Source organism: Xenophilus arseniciresistens, from assembly GCF_028023875.1.
GTDB classification, from domain to species: Bacteria; Pseudomonadota; Gammaproteobacteria; order Burkholderiales; family Burkholderiaceae_C; genus Xenophilus; species Xenophilus arseniciresistens.
Genome location: NZ_JAQIPB010000001.1, coordinates 240,118 through 253,434 on the forward strand (window position 1 = coordinate 240,118; position 13,317 = coordinate 253,434).

Annotated in this window: 12 protein-coding genes; 7 read left to right on the forward strand and 5 right to left on the reverse strand. The window is 70.7% G+C overall.

Annotated elements, in window-relative coordinates; genetic code table 11:
- Positions 1-61: 61 nt before the first annotated feature.
- On the reverse strand, positions 62-811 hold the full coding sequence (locus PGB34_RS01035; protein ID WP_271426208.1) for a FadR/GntR family transcriptional regulator: 750 nt from the start codon (positions 809-811) through the stop codon (positions 62-64).
- Between the two features lie 68 nt (positions 812-879).
- Here PGB34_RS01035 and PGB34_RS01040 point away from each other — a divergent pair, with 68 nt between their 5' ends.
- The 3 genes from PGB34_RS01040 (at position 880) to PGB34_RS01050 (ending at position 3,880) form a co-directional block, all read left to right on the forward strand.
- Positions 880-2,631 (forward strand): IlvD/Edd family dehydratase, encoded by a 1,752-nt coding sequence (locus tag PGB34_RS01040; RefSeq protein ID WP_271426209.1) that lies wholly within the window; start codon positions 880-882, stop codon positions 2,629-2,631.
- 37 nt (positions 2,632-2,668) lie between these two features.
- Entirely contained in the window at positions 2,669-3,457 is a 789-nt protein-coding gene (locus tag PGB34_RS01045) for an aldolase (RefSeq protein ID WP_271426210.1), read from the forward strand.
- Positions 3,458-3,547: 90 nt separating this feature from the next.
- Complete coding sequence (locus PGB34_RS01050) at positions 3,548-3,880, forward strand: hypothetical protein (protein WP_333909002.1); 333 nt, start codon at positions 3,548-3,550, stop codon at positions 3,878-3,880.
- Positions 3,881-3,980: 100 nt separating this feature from the next.
- Here PGB34_RS01050 and PGB34_RS01055 read toward each other — a convergent pair whose 3' ends face one another.
- Genes PGB34_RS01055 through PGB34_RS01065 form a run of 3 tightly spaced genes read right to left on the reverse strand, consistent with a single transcriptional unit; the run spans position 3,981 to position 7,117 of the window.
- Positions 3,981-5,399 carry an MATE family efflux transporter gene (locus PGB34_RS01055; protein WP_271426211.1) on the reverse strand — a complete coding sequence of 473 codons (1,419 nt, stop codon included), beginning with the start codon at positions 5,397-5,399 and terminating at the stop codon, positions 3,981-3,983.
- A 16-nt stretch (positions 5,400-5,415) separates the two neighbouring features.
- Complete coding sequence (locus PGB34_RS01060) at positions 5,416-6,663, reverse strand: MFS transporter (protein WP_271426212.1); 1,248 nt, start codon at positions 6,661-6,663, stop codon at positions 5,416-5,418.
- Positions 6,656-7,117, reverse strand: coding sequence for a MarR family winged helix-turn-helix transcriptional regulator (locus PGB34_RS01065; RefSeq protein ID WP_271426213.1), 462 nt, complete (start codon positions 7,115-7,117; stop codon positions 6,656-6,658). Before PGB34_RS01065 ends, PGB34_RS01060 begins: the two co-directional genes overlap by 8 nt.
- A 68-nt stretch (positions 7,118-7,185) precedes the next feature.
- Between PGB34_RS01065 and PGB34_RS01070 the strand changes: the two genes are divergently transcribed.
- The 4 genes from PGB34_RS01070 (at position 7,186) to PGB34_RS01085 (ending at position 11,553) form a co-directional block, all read left to right on the forward strand.
- The gene (locus PGB34_RS01070) at positions 7,186-7,773 is read left to right on the forward strand and encodes a PaaI family thioesterase (protein ID WP_271426214.1); all 588 of its coding nucleotides are present in this window, start codon (positions 7,186-7,188) and stop codon (positions 7,771-7,773) included.
- Between the two features lie 163 nt (positions 7,774-7,936).
- A complete protein-coding gene (locus tag PGB34_RS01075; protein ID WP_271426215.1) occupies positions 7,937-8,980 on the forward strand; it encodes a Fe(3+) ABC transporter substrate-binding protein in 1,044 nt (347 codons plus the stop codon).
- Between the two features lie 73 nt (positions 8,981-9,053).
- Entirely contained in the window at positions 9,054-10,757 is a 1,704-nt protein-coding gene (locus tag PGB34_RS01080) for an ABC transporter permease (RefSeq protein ID WP_408647805.1), read from the forward strand.
- Positions 10,758-10,788: 31 nt separating this feature from the next.
- Positions 10,789-11,553 (forward strand): ABC transporter ATP-binding protein, encoded by a 765-nt coding sequence (locus PGB34_RS01085; protein WP_271426216.1) that lies wholly within the window; start codon positions 10,789-10,791, stop codon positions 11,551-11,553.
- On the opposite strand, the gene PGB34_RS01090 is transcribed toward PGB34_RS01085, so the two are convergent.
- The gene (locus PGB34_RS01090) at positions 11,526-13,205 is read right to left on the reverse strand and encodes a sensor histidine kinase (protein ID WP_271426217.1); all 1,680 of its coding nucleotides are present in this window, start codon (positions 13,203-13,205) and stop codon (positions 11,526-11,528) included. The genes PGB34_RS01085 and PGB34_RS01090 overlap by 28 nt on opposite strands.
- Positions 13,206-13,317: the final 112 nt, after the last annotated feature.

Consider the following 13,317-nt stretch of genomic DNA (forward strand, 5'->3'; position numbering starts at 1 on the left):
CTTCCTTCTTTCTCTTGTTGCACGCCGCATCCCCCGGCCCACGCCATGTGCGGCGGCGGACCTAGGCCGTGGCCCGGATGCGCCGCGGCGGCTCGTGAATCTGCGGCAGGCGCTTGCCCGAAGCCAGCACGGTGTCGATGTCTTCGCGCGCGCCGTCGATGAGCACGCGGATGGCCTTCTCGGCCCGGTCGGGCTTGCGTGCGATCACCGCGTCGAGCACCGCGCGGTGCAGCGGCAGCGAGCTGGCCGGCCCGCCCTTGCGCCGCGTGGAAATCTCGAAGCTGGTGCGCAGCAGCGCCGCCAGCGCGCGGCTCATCTGCACCAGCATGCGGTTGTGGCTGGCGGCGATCAGGCCCTGGTGGAAGCGCAGGTCGGGCGTGACGTAGTCGCCACCGAATTCGATGGCGTCTTTCATCAGCGCATAGGCGGCTTCCATGCCGGCAATGTCTTCGGGCGTGGCGCGTTCGGCGGCCAGGCGCACGGCGGCGGGCTCCACGGCGCGGCGCAGGTCCTGCAGGTCGCGCAGGAACTCGGGCGACAGGCCCACCCGGGTCTGCCACACGATCACGTCGGCATCGAACCAGTTCCACTGGTCTGCGGGCAGCACGCGGGTGCCCACCTTGGGGCCGCTGCTGACCAGCCCCTTGGCGATCAGCGACTTCACGGCCTCGCGCACCACGGTGCGGCTCACGCCCAGTTCCTCGCACAGCATCGGCTCGGGCGGAATGCTGGCGCCGGGCGCGTAGCGGCCCGCAACGATGTCTCCGCCGATGCGGTCTACCGTACTGCCGTGGACGTTGCGGATGGTCATGGTTTGCACCGAGAAATCGGTTTCAATCGTATGACCATAATATGTTTGACAACCGAGGAATTTCCCCAATGAGCGAGCAACACGATGATGGGAAAGGCGGCAGCAAGCCGCGCACGCTGCGCAGCCAGCAATGGTTCGGCCGCCAGGACCGGGACGGCTTCGCCTACCGCAGCTGGGTCAAGGGCAAGGGCGTTCCGCATGACCAGTTCGACGGCCGGCCGGTCATCGGCATCTGCAACACCTTCAGCGAGCTGACGCCCTGCAACAGCCACTTCCGGACGCTGGCCGAGCAGGTGAAGATAGGCGTGTACGAGGCCGGCGGCTTCCCGCTCGAGTTCCCCGTGATGAGCCTGGGCGAGACCCTGCTGCGCCCCACCGCCATGCTCTACCGCAACCTCGCGAGCATGGACGTGGAGGAAAGCATCCGCGGCAACCCGGTCGACGGCGTGGTGCTGCTCATGGGCTGCGACAAGACCACGCCTTCGCTGCTGATGGGCGCATCGAGTGCCGACCTGCCCACCATCGGCGTCAGCGGCGGCCCCATGCTCAACGGCAAGTGGCGCGGCCAGGAACTGGGCAGCGGCACCGGCGTGTGGAGCATGAGCGAGCAGGTGCGTGCCGGCACGCTCAAGCTGCAGGACTTCTTCGAGGCCGAGAGCTGCATGCACCGCAGCCACGGCCACTGCATGACCATGGGCACCGCCAGCACCATGGCCAGCATGGTCGAGGCGCTGGGCATCGGCCTGCCGGGCAATGCGGCCTATCCTGCCGTCGACGGCCGGCGCAACGTGCTGGCGCGCATGGCGGGCCGGCGCATCGTCGACATGGTCAAACAGGACATCAAGATCTCCCAGATCCTCACGCGCGAGGCCTTCGAGAACGCGATCCGCACCCTGGCGGCCATCGGCGGCTCCACCAATGCGGTGATCCACCTCACGGCCATCGCGGGCCGGCTGGGCGTGCCGCTGCAGCTGGAGGACTTCGACCGCCTGGCCAGCGAGATGCCCTGCCTGGTGAACCTGCAGCCCTCGGGCCAGCACCTGATGGAAGACTTCTGCTATGCGGGCGGCCTGCCGGTGGTGATGAAGGAGATCCAGCACCTGCTGCACACCGAGATCGTCACGGCCAGCGGCCAGACGGTGGCGCAGAACATCGCCGATGCGCAGAACTATGACCCGCGCGTGATCAAGACCTTCGACGCGCCCTTCAAGGACAAGGCCGGCATCGCCGTGCTGCGCGGCAACCTGGCGCCGCGCGGCGCCGTCATCAAGCCCAGCGCGGCCACGCCCGCGCTCATGGTGCACACGGGCCGCGCCGTGGTGTTCGAGGACATCGAGGACTTCCATGCGCGCATCGACGACGAGAACCTGGACGTGGACGAGCACTGCGTGCTGGTGCTCAAGAACTGCGGGCCCAAGGGCTACCCGGGCATGGCCGAGGTGGGCAACATGCCGCTGCCGCCCAAGGTGCTGCGCAAGGGCATCACCGACATGGTGCGCATCAGCGACGCGCGCATGAGCGGCACGGCCTACGGCACGGTGGTGCTGCACACCGCGCCCGAGGCCGCCGCGGGCGGGCCGCTGGCACTGGTCCAGAACGGCGATCTGGTGGAGCTCGACGTGCCCAATCGCAAGCTGCACCTGCATGTGAGCGAGGAGGAACTCGAACGCCGCCGCGCCGCCTGGACGCCGCCCAAGCCGCCCCTGGAATCGGGCTACTGGAAGCTGTACGTGGACACCGTGCTGCAGGCCGATGAAGGCGCGGATCTTGCCTTCCTGCAAGGCAAGCGCGGCGCCTTCGTGCCTCGCGACAACCATTGACCGGCCAGCCGCCCTCCCCTCGTTTGCCCCACACGCCATGACCGCTGCCCTTCACCCGCCTGCCTTCGACCCAAGCGCCGATGCGCTCTATGCAAGCCCTGCGGTGCGCCAGTTGCGCAAGGACCTGGCGCTGGCCCTGCGCGCCGCTGCGCACCATCAGCTCGAAGAAGGCGTGTGCAACCATTTCAGCGTCATGCTCCCCGGCCGCGAAGACCTCTACCTCATCAACCCCCGCGGCCTGCACTGGAGCGAGGTGGGTGCCGATGACATCGTGCTGATCGACGTGCAGGGCAATGTGGTGGCGGGCCGCCATCGCGTGGAGCCCACGGCCCTGTTCATCCATGGCGCCGTGCACCGGCTCACGCAACGTGCCGTGGTGCTGCATTGCCACATGCCCTACGCCACCGCGCTCACGCTGACCAGCGACGTGGCGCTGGACCCGACGCTGAGCCAGAACGCGATGCGCTACATGGGCCGCATCGCCATCGACGCCGAGTACAACGGCCTGGCGCTGGACGATGCCGAGGGCGAGCGCATCGCGCGCACGATGATGGGCGAGAACGCGAACAAGGACGTCGCCTTTCTGGCCAACCACGGCGTGATCGTCACCGGCCACAGCATCGCCCATGCCTATGACGACCTGTACTACCTGGAGCGCGCCTGCCTGCACCAGGTGATCGCGCAGAGCACGGGCCGCCCGCTCAAGCCCGTGGACGCCCGGCTCGCGGCCCATGTGGCCGCGCAGATCCAGGGCGAGCGCGAACAGTCCGACCTGTTCTTCGAAGCGCTGCGCCGCCTGCTGCCAGAGCCCGGGCCGCGCGGCTGAAACGGCGGCGGCGCCAAAGCACACGGCGCCGCACAACTCTTCATGCGATTTCGCGCGCGCTTGACCCTGCGTTTACAGAGTCTCGCGACAGTGAAGGCACCGAACTTCAGGAGCCTCGCCATGAAGAAGCTGACCTTCACCGCCGCGCTGTCGGCCACCCTCGCGTCCTTGACGATGCTGGCTACTCCGGCCCAGGCCGACGACGATTGGGGCCCCCGCTACCACGGCCGCCCGGGCTACCACCACCCCTACGCGGACGACCGGGCGCGCGCCTATCGCCATGCCCAGCGCGAGTACCACCGCCGGATGGAATGGGAGCAGCGCCAGGCCTGGCGTGCGCACCGTCGCGGCATGCGCGACTACGACGGCGACGGCGTGCCCAACCGCTACGACTACCGGCCGCGCAACCCTTACCGGTATTGACGGCAGCTCGCCGCCGCCGGGCCACCCCAAGGCGGCGAGCGCCCCCCTCGGGGGGCAGCGGAGCTCGCGAAGCGGGCAAGCGTGGGGGCTCCTCAGTACTTCAGGCCTTGTGCAGGCGCGCGACGAGCGCACGCGGGCCGCGCGGGCGGCCCAGCGGACCGAACCAGGCGCCGCCTGCGATGGCCGCGCTGATGACCACGCCATACACCAGCAGCGCCAGGCCCTGGGCCCAGAACACATGGACCAGCTCGCCGCCCCAGCGCAGCGCCAGCCAGCCGCCGATGCCCGCCACCGCCAGCCGCGCCAGGTTGCCCAGCACCGGCCACAGCAGGCGCCCTGCACCCTGCGATGCGAAGTACAGCACCAGCCCCAGGCCGAAGAAGCCGTACAGCGGCCCCACCACCTGCAGGTAGCGCGTGCCGGCCTCGAGCATCAGCGCGTCCTGCCCGAACAGTTGCAGCCAGGGGCGCGGGAACAGCGCCGCCGCCAGCCCGATGGCCTCGGTCAGCGTGAAGGCGATGGCTGCGCCGGCCCAGGTGATGCGCAGCGCGCGCTCGTGCAGGCCTGCGCCCATGCAGGTGCCCACCATCGCGATCAGCGGCGCGCCCAGCCCGAAGACCAGCGGCACCAGGAGGTATTCGAGCCGCGATGCGGTGCCGTAGCCCGCGATGGCGCCGGAGCCGAACTGGCCCGCCAGGCCGGTTGCGATGGCGATGCTGAGGTTGGTGGCCACCGTGGAGACGGCGCCGATCAGCCCCACGCGCAGGATGTCAACGAACAGCGGCCGGTGCAGCTGCAGCGTCTGGCGGGTGGGCCGCAGCAGGCTGCGCGGCGAGCGCAGGTACAGCCACAGCGCCAGCGTGCCGCCCGCGTAGTACAGCAGCAGCGCCAGCGCACCGCCCGCAATGCCCAGCGCGGGCACCGGGCCCCAGCCGAAGATCAGCAGCGGTGACAGCGGCACCAGCGCCACCGTGCCGATCACCGTCACGTTCGCGGGCACCGCCATGTTGCCGGTGCCGCGGATCACGGCCGCCAGCGCGTTGAACAGCCACACCAGCACCGCGCCTGCGAAGACCCAGTGCGAATAGAGCAGCGCCGCCGCCAACGAGGCACCGGTGCCGCCCATCTGGCTGTACAGCCAGCGCCCGCCCAGCCACAGCACGGCCGTGAAGGCCAGGCCGCACAGCAGGGCGATGACCACCGCGTGCCACACCAGGGCCTGCGCGTCGGCCCGGCGCCCGCCGCCCAGCGCCCGTGCGATGGCCGAGGCGATGCCGCCGCCGATGGCGCCGCCCGAGATCATCTGCATCAGCATCACGATGGGAAAGACCAGCGCCATGCCGGCCAGCGCGTCGGTGCCCAGCTTGCCGACGAACCAGGTTTCGATGAGGCCGGCGGCGGCCTGCGCCACCATGACCACCACATTGGGGCCGGCCAGCCGCAGCAGCGTGGGCACGATGGGCGCCTCCAGCAGCATGCGGGTGCGCGGGTCGAGGCTGGCGCCGTTGCTTGCGGACATGCGTCTTCTCCGGGCTTCAGGCGCGGGCGCCGGCGCGCGCCGGGGCTGCTTCGCGGATCGGCAGGTGCACCAGCGCCGCGCCCACGGCCAGCAGGATGTCGATGTACCAGACCCAGTCGTAGCTGCCCGTGCGCTCGAAGATGAAGCCGCCGAGCCAGGCGCCCATGAAGCCGCCCACCTGGTGCGACAGCATCACGATGCCGAAGAGCATCGCCATGTTGGCCGGCCCGAACATCTTGGCCACCAGGCCCGCGGTGGGCGGCACGGTGGACAGGAAGCTCACGCCCATCACGGCGGCGAAGACCAGCATCACGGCCGTGGTCTTGGGCGCCAGCAGGAACACCAGCACCGCCACGGCGCGCGTGGCATAGACCAGCGACAGCAGCGACTTCATGCGCCAGCGCCCCACGGCCCAGCCCATGGCGATGCTGCCCACGATGTTGAACAGGCCTATGACGGCCAGCGACCAGCCGCCCACCTCGGCCGGCAGCCCGCAGGCCGCGACCACGCCCGGCAGGTGCGTGGCCAGGAAGGCCACATGGAAGCCGCAGACCAGAAAACCCAGGGCCAGGTAGCGGTAGCTGGGCAGCGCCAAAGCCTGGGCGATGGCCTCGCGCGCGCTCAGCGGCCGCGTGCCGCTGGCGGCGGCCTGCTGCGCGGCCAGCGCGCGCGCATTGCCGCGCAGCACCCAGGCGGCCGGCAGTGCCAGCAGCACCAGCAGGCCCAGGCCCTGCATCGCGCCGGCCCAGCCCCAGGCCGCCATCAGGCCCACGGCGATGGGCGCCATCGCGAACTGGCCGAAGGAGCCGCCCGCGTTGACCACGCCCGTGGCCAGGCCGCGCCGCTCCATGGGCACCAGCCGCATGGTGGCGGCCATCATCACGGAAGGGCCCGCCATGCCCGCACCGCCCGCGGCCAGCACGCCGATGGCGAAGATCAGCCCGGCCGTGCTGGTCATGAAAGGCGTGATGAAGGTGCCCAGCGCCACCAGCAGCACGCCGACGAACAGGGTGCGCCCGGCGCCGATGCGGTCGGCCACCGCGCCCGCAAAGGGCTGCGTGAGGCCCCACCACAGCTGGCCGAAGGCAAAGGCCAGGCTGATGCTGCCGACGCCCAGCCCCGTGGAAGTATTGAGCGCCGACAGGAACAGCCCCATGGTCTGGCGCACGCCCATGGTCAGCGCGAAGGTGCCGGCCGCAGCCAGCAGCACCAGCCAGACGGCGGGCGACTTCATCAGCGCAGCGGCGCGGGTCTCGCTATTCATCGCTTTCTCCGTTGATTTCTTCCTGCGGCCCGAGCAGGGCAGCGCTCTCGTCGATCAGCAGATGCAGCGCCGTCACGCGCGCCTCGCCCAGCTTCGCATTCAGCTGCAGCTGCGCGGCCTTCCAGCGGCGCTGCGCCTCGCTGCGCTTTTCGCGGCCCGCCGGGGTCAGGTGCACCAGGCGGCTGCGCGCGTCCGGGCCTTCGCCCAGCTCGATCCAGCCGGCAGCCATCAGCGGCTGCATGTTGCGCGTGAGCGTGGAAGGCGTCAGGCCCATGGCCTGCGCCAGGTCCACGGGCCGCAGCGGGCCCAGGTGCAGCACATGGCTGAGCAGCGAGTACTGCGTGGTCTTGAGGCCGGCCTGCGCCAGCTCGGCGTCGTACAGCCGCGCGACCTGTCGCATGAGTTGCCGCAACTTGAAGTTGGTGCAGCCTTGGGGTTGTGTGGCGCTCTTCATGGCATATGATTGTATGCACAACAATTGCATATGCAATCAAAATCAACGCAGTGCCCCCAGGAGCCCTCATGAGCGACACCCCCTCATCCACCCCGTCCACGTCTTCCGCCCCCTCATCCTCCGAGCTGGCGCAGTGGCTGGCCGACGAAGCCGCCGTGCTCGCGCGGCTTGAAGCCGGCCCTGGCCCGGGCCTGGCCGCCCCGGCGCAGCTGGCCGGCAAGACCGGCCTGGAGGTGATGCAGGCCATGATCGACGGCCAACTGCCCTATGCCGAGATCGCGCGCACGCTGGACTTCACCATCGTCGAAGTCGCGCCGGGCCGCGCCGTATTCCAGGGCACGCCGCTGCAGCGCCACCTCAACCCGCTGGGCTCGGTGCATGGCGGCTGGTTCGCCACGCTGCTCGATTCGGCGCTGGGCTGTGCCATCCACACGCTGATGCCGCCGGGGCGCGGCTACACCACCGCCGAGCTGGGCGTGAACATGGTGCGCGCCATCCACCCCGCGAAGGTGTCGCGCGTGCGCGCCATCGGCACGGTGATCCATTGCGGCCGCCAGCTGGCCACCGCCGAGGCCCGGCTGGTGGGGCCCGACGGCACGCTGTATGCGCACGCGACCACCACCTGCCTGGTGTTCGATCTGCCTGCGGCGCGCTGAGCCTCCCGCCGGGGCGGCGGGCCGGCCGGTTGGTGACTGGCCGAAGGCTCGGTCGCCGCAGAGTGACCGTTCTGCCACTGATAATGGTTTGCGTTGCCAAGAATCCCGCCACCTGGCGGCGGTTCGCGCAGCGAGCACCCATAACCCCCCGGAGGAACGACACATGCCCCGTCCATCGAGCCGCGCCCTGTTCGGCGCCCTGGCGTCAGCCACGCTGCTGGCCGCCTCGCTTCCCAGCCATGCCGCCAACGAGCTGACGCTCTACACCACGCGCGAACCCGGGCTGATCCAGCCGCTGCTGGCAGCCTTCACGGCCCAGACGCAGATCCAGGTCAACACGGTCTTCGTCAAGGACGGCCTGCTGGAGCGCGTGAAGGCCGAGGGCGCCCGCTCGCCCGCCGACGTGCTGATGACCGTGGACGTGGGCAACCTGCTCGACCTGGTCGAAGGCGGCGTCACGCAGCCCGTGAAGTCGGCCGCGCTCGAATCGGCCATTCCGGCCAATCTGCGCGGCGCCGATGGCCAGTGGTTCTCGCTGTCGATGCGCGCACGCGTGCTGTACGCCGAAAAGGGCCTGCCGCTGCGCAGCTTCCGCTATGAAGACCTGGCCGACCCCAAGTACAAGAACAAGGTCTGCATCCGCGCCGGCCAGCACCCCTACAACACGGCCCTGATCGCCGCGCTGATCGCCCACGACGGCGAGGCCAAGACCGAGCAGTGGCTGCGCGGCGTGAAGGACAACCTGGCGCGCAAGGCCACCGGCGGCGACCGCGACGTGGCGCGCGACATCCTGGGCGGCATCTGCGACATCGGCATTGCCAACACCTACTACGTGGGCCAGATGAAGTCCGCCAAGGAAGGCAGCGACGCGCGCAAGTGGGGCGATGCCATCAAGGTGATCAAGCCCACCTTCGCCAACGAGAAAAGCGGCGGCACGCATGTGAACGTGAGCGGCGCCTCGGTGGCCAAGCACGCGCCCAACCGCGCCAATGCGGTCAAGCTGCTGGAGTTCCTGGTGTCGGAGCCGGCGCAGAACATGTACGCCCAGGCCAACTACGAGCACCCGGTGCGCAAGGGCGTGGCGCTGGACCCGATCGTGGCCCAGTCCATTGGCGAGCTGAAGATCGACCCACTGCCGCTGACCGAGATCGCCAAGCATCGCAAGCAGGCCAGCGCCTTGGTCGACAAGGTGGGCTTTGACCGTTGAGATGGCCTGAGCCGGTGATGGCTGTTGGCTCCCTCCCCCAGCGGGGGAGGGAATGGAACCCGCACGCACCGCAATGCGAATGACACAGCCCGGCCTGCGGCCGGTCGGCCCGGTGTGGCAGGCGGCCGCCGTACTGATCGCGCTGGGCGTGCTCGCACCCGTGCTCTCTCTGGCCTGGCTGGCGCTGGGCTCGGATTTCTCGCACTGGGCGCACCTGATGCGCCATGTGCTGCCCGACGCCGTGCGCAACACCGCCGTGCTGCTGGGCGGCGTGGGCCTGCTGGTGCTGGTGGTGGGCACGGGCTGCGCCTGGCTGGTGACGGCCTGCGATTTCCCGGGCCGGCGGGTGCTGCACTGGGCCCTGCTGCTGCCACTGGCCATGCCGGCCTACATCGTGGCTTTTGCCTATCTCGATCTGCTGCACCCCATCGGCCCGGTGCAGGGTGCGCTGCGCGCGCTGCTGGGCTACGACAGCCCGCGCCAGTGGCGCCTGCCCGACCTGCGCTCCATGGGCGGTGCCATCTTCGTGCTGGGTTTCGTGCTCTACCCCTACGTCTACATGACGGCGCGCGCCATGTTCATGACCCAGCCCGCACACCTGCTGGAAGCAGCGCGCACGCTGGGCGAGGGGCGCTGGGGCGCGTTCAGGCGCGTGGCCCTGCCCCTGGCGCGCCCGGCCCTGGCCGTGGGCTTGAGCCTGGCGCTGCTGGAGACGCTCAACGACATCGGCGCCTCCGAATTCCTGGGCGTGAACACGCTCACGGTGTCGGTCTACACCACCTGGATCACGCGCTCGGACCTGGCCGGCGCGGCGCAGATCGCCTGCGCCATGCTGGGCATGGTGGTGCTCCTGGTGCTGCTGGAGCGCCACGGCCGGCGCCACCTGCGCTACGGCAGCGCGCAGCGCATGCGCGGCATCACGCCGCGCCGGCTGCCGCGCGCGCTGGGCTGGGGTGCCACGGCGCTGGCCTCGCTGCCCGTGCTGATCGGCTTCGTGGCGCCTGCGGCCTATCTGCTGCGCGAAAGCGCCAAGCGGCTGCAGCTCAACGGCGGTGTGTCGCCCGGCCTGCTGACCAGCCTGGCCAACACGCTGACGCTGGCGCTGGGCGTGACCGCGCTGGCCGTGGTCGCGGGGCTGGTCGTGGCCTGGGCCGCGCGCCAGAGCGCGGGCGCGGGCCACCGCAGCGCGCGCTGGCCTGCACGCGCCGCCACGCTGGGCTATGCCCTGCCCGGCACGGTGCTGGCCATCGGCCTGCTCACGCCGGCGCTGGCGGCCGACGCCGGCCTGGCCCGCTTGCTCGGGCTGCCCGGGCTGCCGCTGATGGGCGCGGGCGTCATCCTCGTGGTGGCCTGCACCATCCGCTTCCTGGCCATGCCGGTGGGCGGCATCGAGGCCGGGCTGGCGCGCATTCCGCCCGCGCTGGAGCAGGCCTCGCGCCTGCTGGGCGAGAACGTCGGCGGCACCTTGCGCCGGGTCCATCTGCCGCTGCTGCGCCCGGCCATCGCGGCCGGCGCGCTGCTGGTGTTCGTGGACGCGATGAAGGAGCTGCCCGCCACGCTGCTGCTGCGCCCCGCCAACTTCGACACCCTGGCCACCTGGCTCTACGCCGAAGCCGCGCGCGGCACCTATGAAGAGGGCGCGATCGCGGCCCTGCTGATCGTGCTGGCCGGCCTGGCGCCCGTCATCCTGCTGGCGCGCACCCAGTTCGCCCGCGACGGGCGCAGCAGCGACGCCGCCGGCGCGGCTGCCGCAGGCGCCGTGCTGCCCAACCCCTGAACGCCCTGCTCTGCCGCATTCCTGCCTCGCCATGACCGCCGCCCTTGCGCTGACCGACCTGCACCTGGCCTACGACACGCCGCGCGGCCCCCATGCCGTCGTGCGCGGCCTGAACCTTTCGCTGGCAGCGGGCCGCATCGCCTGCCTGCTCGGCCCCTCGGGCTGCGGCAAGACCACGGTGCTGCGCGCGGTGGCTGGCTTCGAGCCCGTGCGTGCCGGCGAGATCCGCCTGGGCGACACGCTGCTCTCGTCGCCCGGCACGCACCTGCCGCCAGAAGCGCGGCGCGTGGGCATGATGTTCCAGGAATACGCCCTGTTCCCGCATCTGGATGCGGCGCAGAACGTGGGCTTCGGCCTGCGCCGCCTGCCGGCCCAGGCGCAGCGCGCGCGCGTGGCCGAACTGCTGGCGCTGGTGGGCCTGGCCGACGCAGGCGGGCGCTACCCGCACGAGCTTTCGGGCGGGCAGCAGCAGCGCATCGCGCTGGCCCGCGCCCTGGCGCCGGAGCCCGCCCTGCTGCTGCTGGACGAGCCTTTCTCCAACCTCGACGGCGCCACCCGCGAGCGCCTGACGGTGGAGGTGCGCGACATCCTGCGCAGCGCCGGCCAGACCGCGATCCTGGTCACCCACAACGAGGCCGAGGCGCATGTGATGGCCGACCATGTGGGCACCATGCACGGCGGCAGCATCACGCACTGGCGCAACGCCGTCGCCGAGCCGTCGGAGGCGCACGCCCAGCCCGGCAGCCCACGGCCCTGGCCTGTCCCCGCTCAGGCCCTGGAAGGCGCCTCGACGTAGGGAAAGCGCAGGTCGATGCGCGTGCCTGCCGGCCCCGCATCGAGATGCAGGCCGCCGCCGAGTTTCTGGGCCCTGGCGCGCATGTTGGCCAGCCCCCTGCCGTAGGCCGAGTTCGCCGCGCTGAAGCTGGTGCCGTCGTCGGACACCGACAGGCACACATCCGCTTGGGTGCACAGCAGCTCGATGTTCACCTGCCGGGCGCGGGCGTGCTTGAGGACGTTGGTCAGCGCCTCCTGCGCAATGCGCAGCAGCTGCATGCCGGCCTCGGCGCTCAGCGCCATGGGCTCGCGCTCGCTGCGCACGCGCCAGTGGGTCTGCAGGCCCGCCTGCTGCAGTTGCCGGTCCCAGCGGAAGCGAAAGCTCCCCCAGGCCTCCATGAAGTCGTTCTCGGCCGGGCTCATCACCTCCAATGCCAGGCGCATGTCGGCAATGCAGTCCCGCAGCGTCTGCGCCATGCCCTCGTGCTCGATCTCTCCGGCCTCCACGCGCGACAGGGCCACGAACAGCCGCGAGCCCAGGCCGTCGTGCAGGTCGCGCATGATGCGGCGGCGCTCCTCGCTGACCGCCTGCTGGCGTTCGAGCGCATGCATCTGGATGTAGTTGGCCTGCAGCGTCCGCTCGCGGTCCTGCACGCGGGCCTCCAGGGTCTGGTTCAGTTGCTCGACCGTGTGCAGGGCGCCCACGAAGCGCGTGGCCAGAATGGCCCCCATCACCAGCAGCACCAGGTCTGCCCCGTAGTGCAGCAGGTAGATGCGATGCCCGAACCAGCCCGCCGAGGCGTGCCCCGAGATCGGGGTGGTCGCCAGCAGGTAGTCGTGCACCCCCGCCGCCACCGCCATGGCGATGGCCAGCGCCAGCGCAATCAGCGGGCCCGTGCGCTGCCGCAGCGCCGCGATCGTGCAGGCCACCAGGATGGCCAGCCCCATCGGGATGGTGCCCCCCTGCCACAGCTTGCCAACCAGGCTCTCCGACCCGCCGCTGAGCCCATAGGCCAGCGGCCCCAGCAGCCAGTACAGCAGCAGCGCCCGCTCGATCCGCGGGCGCACCGTGCCCGCCAGCCGCAGCGAGAAGATCAGCAGCAGGATGATGAAGCCGCCGGTGGTCGTGTAGTAGAGGACGCGCCAGTACGGCCACAGGTTGCTCGGCAGGGTCTCCACCAGGAAAGTGAGGGTCCGCCAGCCCCAGAGGATCGAAGCCAGGCCGAACAGCCCGTAAAGCAGCTCTTCGCGCCGACGCCACCAGAGAAACAGCCCCAGTGAGCCCACCAGCAGGCAGGACAGCACGGTGTACTGCGGCATCGTGCGCACCCAGAAGCGCCGCTGCTCATACTTGGCGTGCAAGGTCGAGAACGGCCCGATCTCGAGCCGGGGCATGCGCGCATGGGTGATCGATGAGGCCGAGACCCGTATCAGCAGCTCGTTGCGGCCGGGCCGCAGCAGTTCATCGGAGAAGGTGAACAGGAAAGGCCGCTCCCACCGCACCGTGGTCTGCGCCCCGGACGACGGGATCTGGCTCAAGGCCACCCCATTGAGCCAGAGCGCCCCGCCGCCATAGAGATAGGGCACATAGGCGGCCCAGGCTTCGGCGTTGCGCGGCTCCGCGTCGAAGAAGACCCGGTACCAGGTGTCGCCCGAGCCGACGTGCGGCAGCAAGACATCCGCCCAGGGCCCGTCCGGAGGCACAAGGCGGCCTTGCGCATCCGTGGCTGGCAGCGTCTGGACCACGAGCGGCATGGCGGCCAGGCTGGCCGGGGCATGAAGCAGA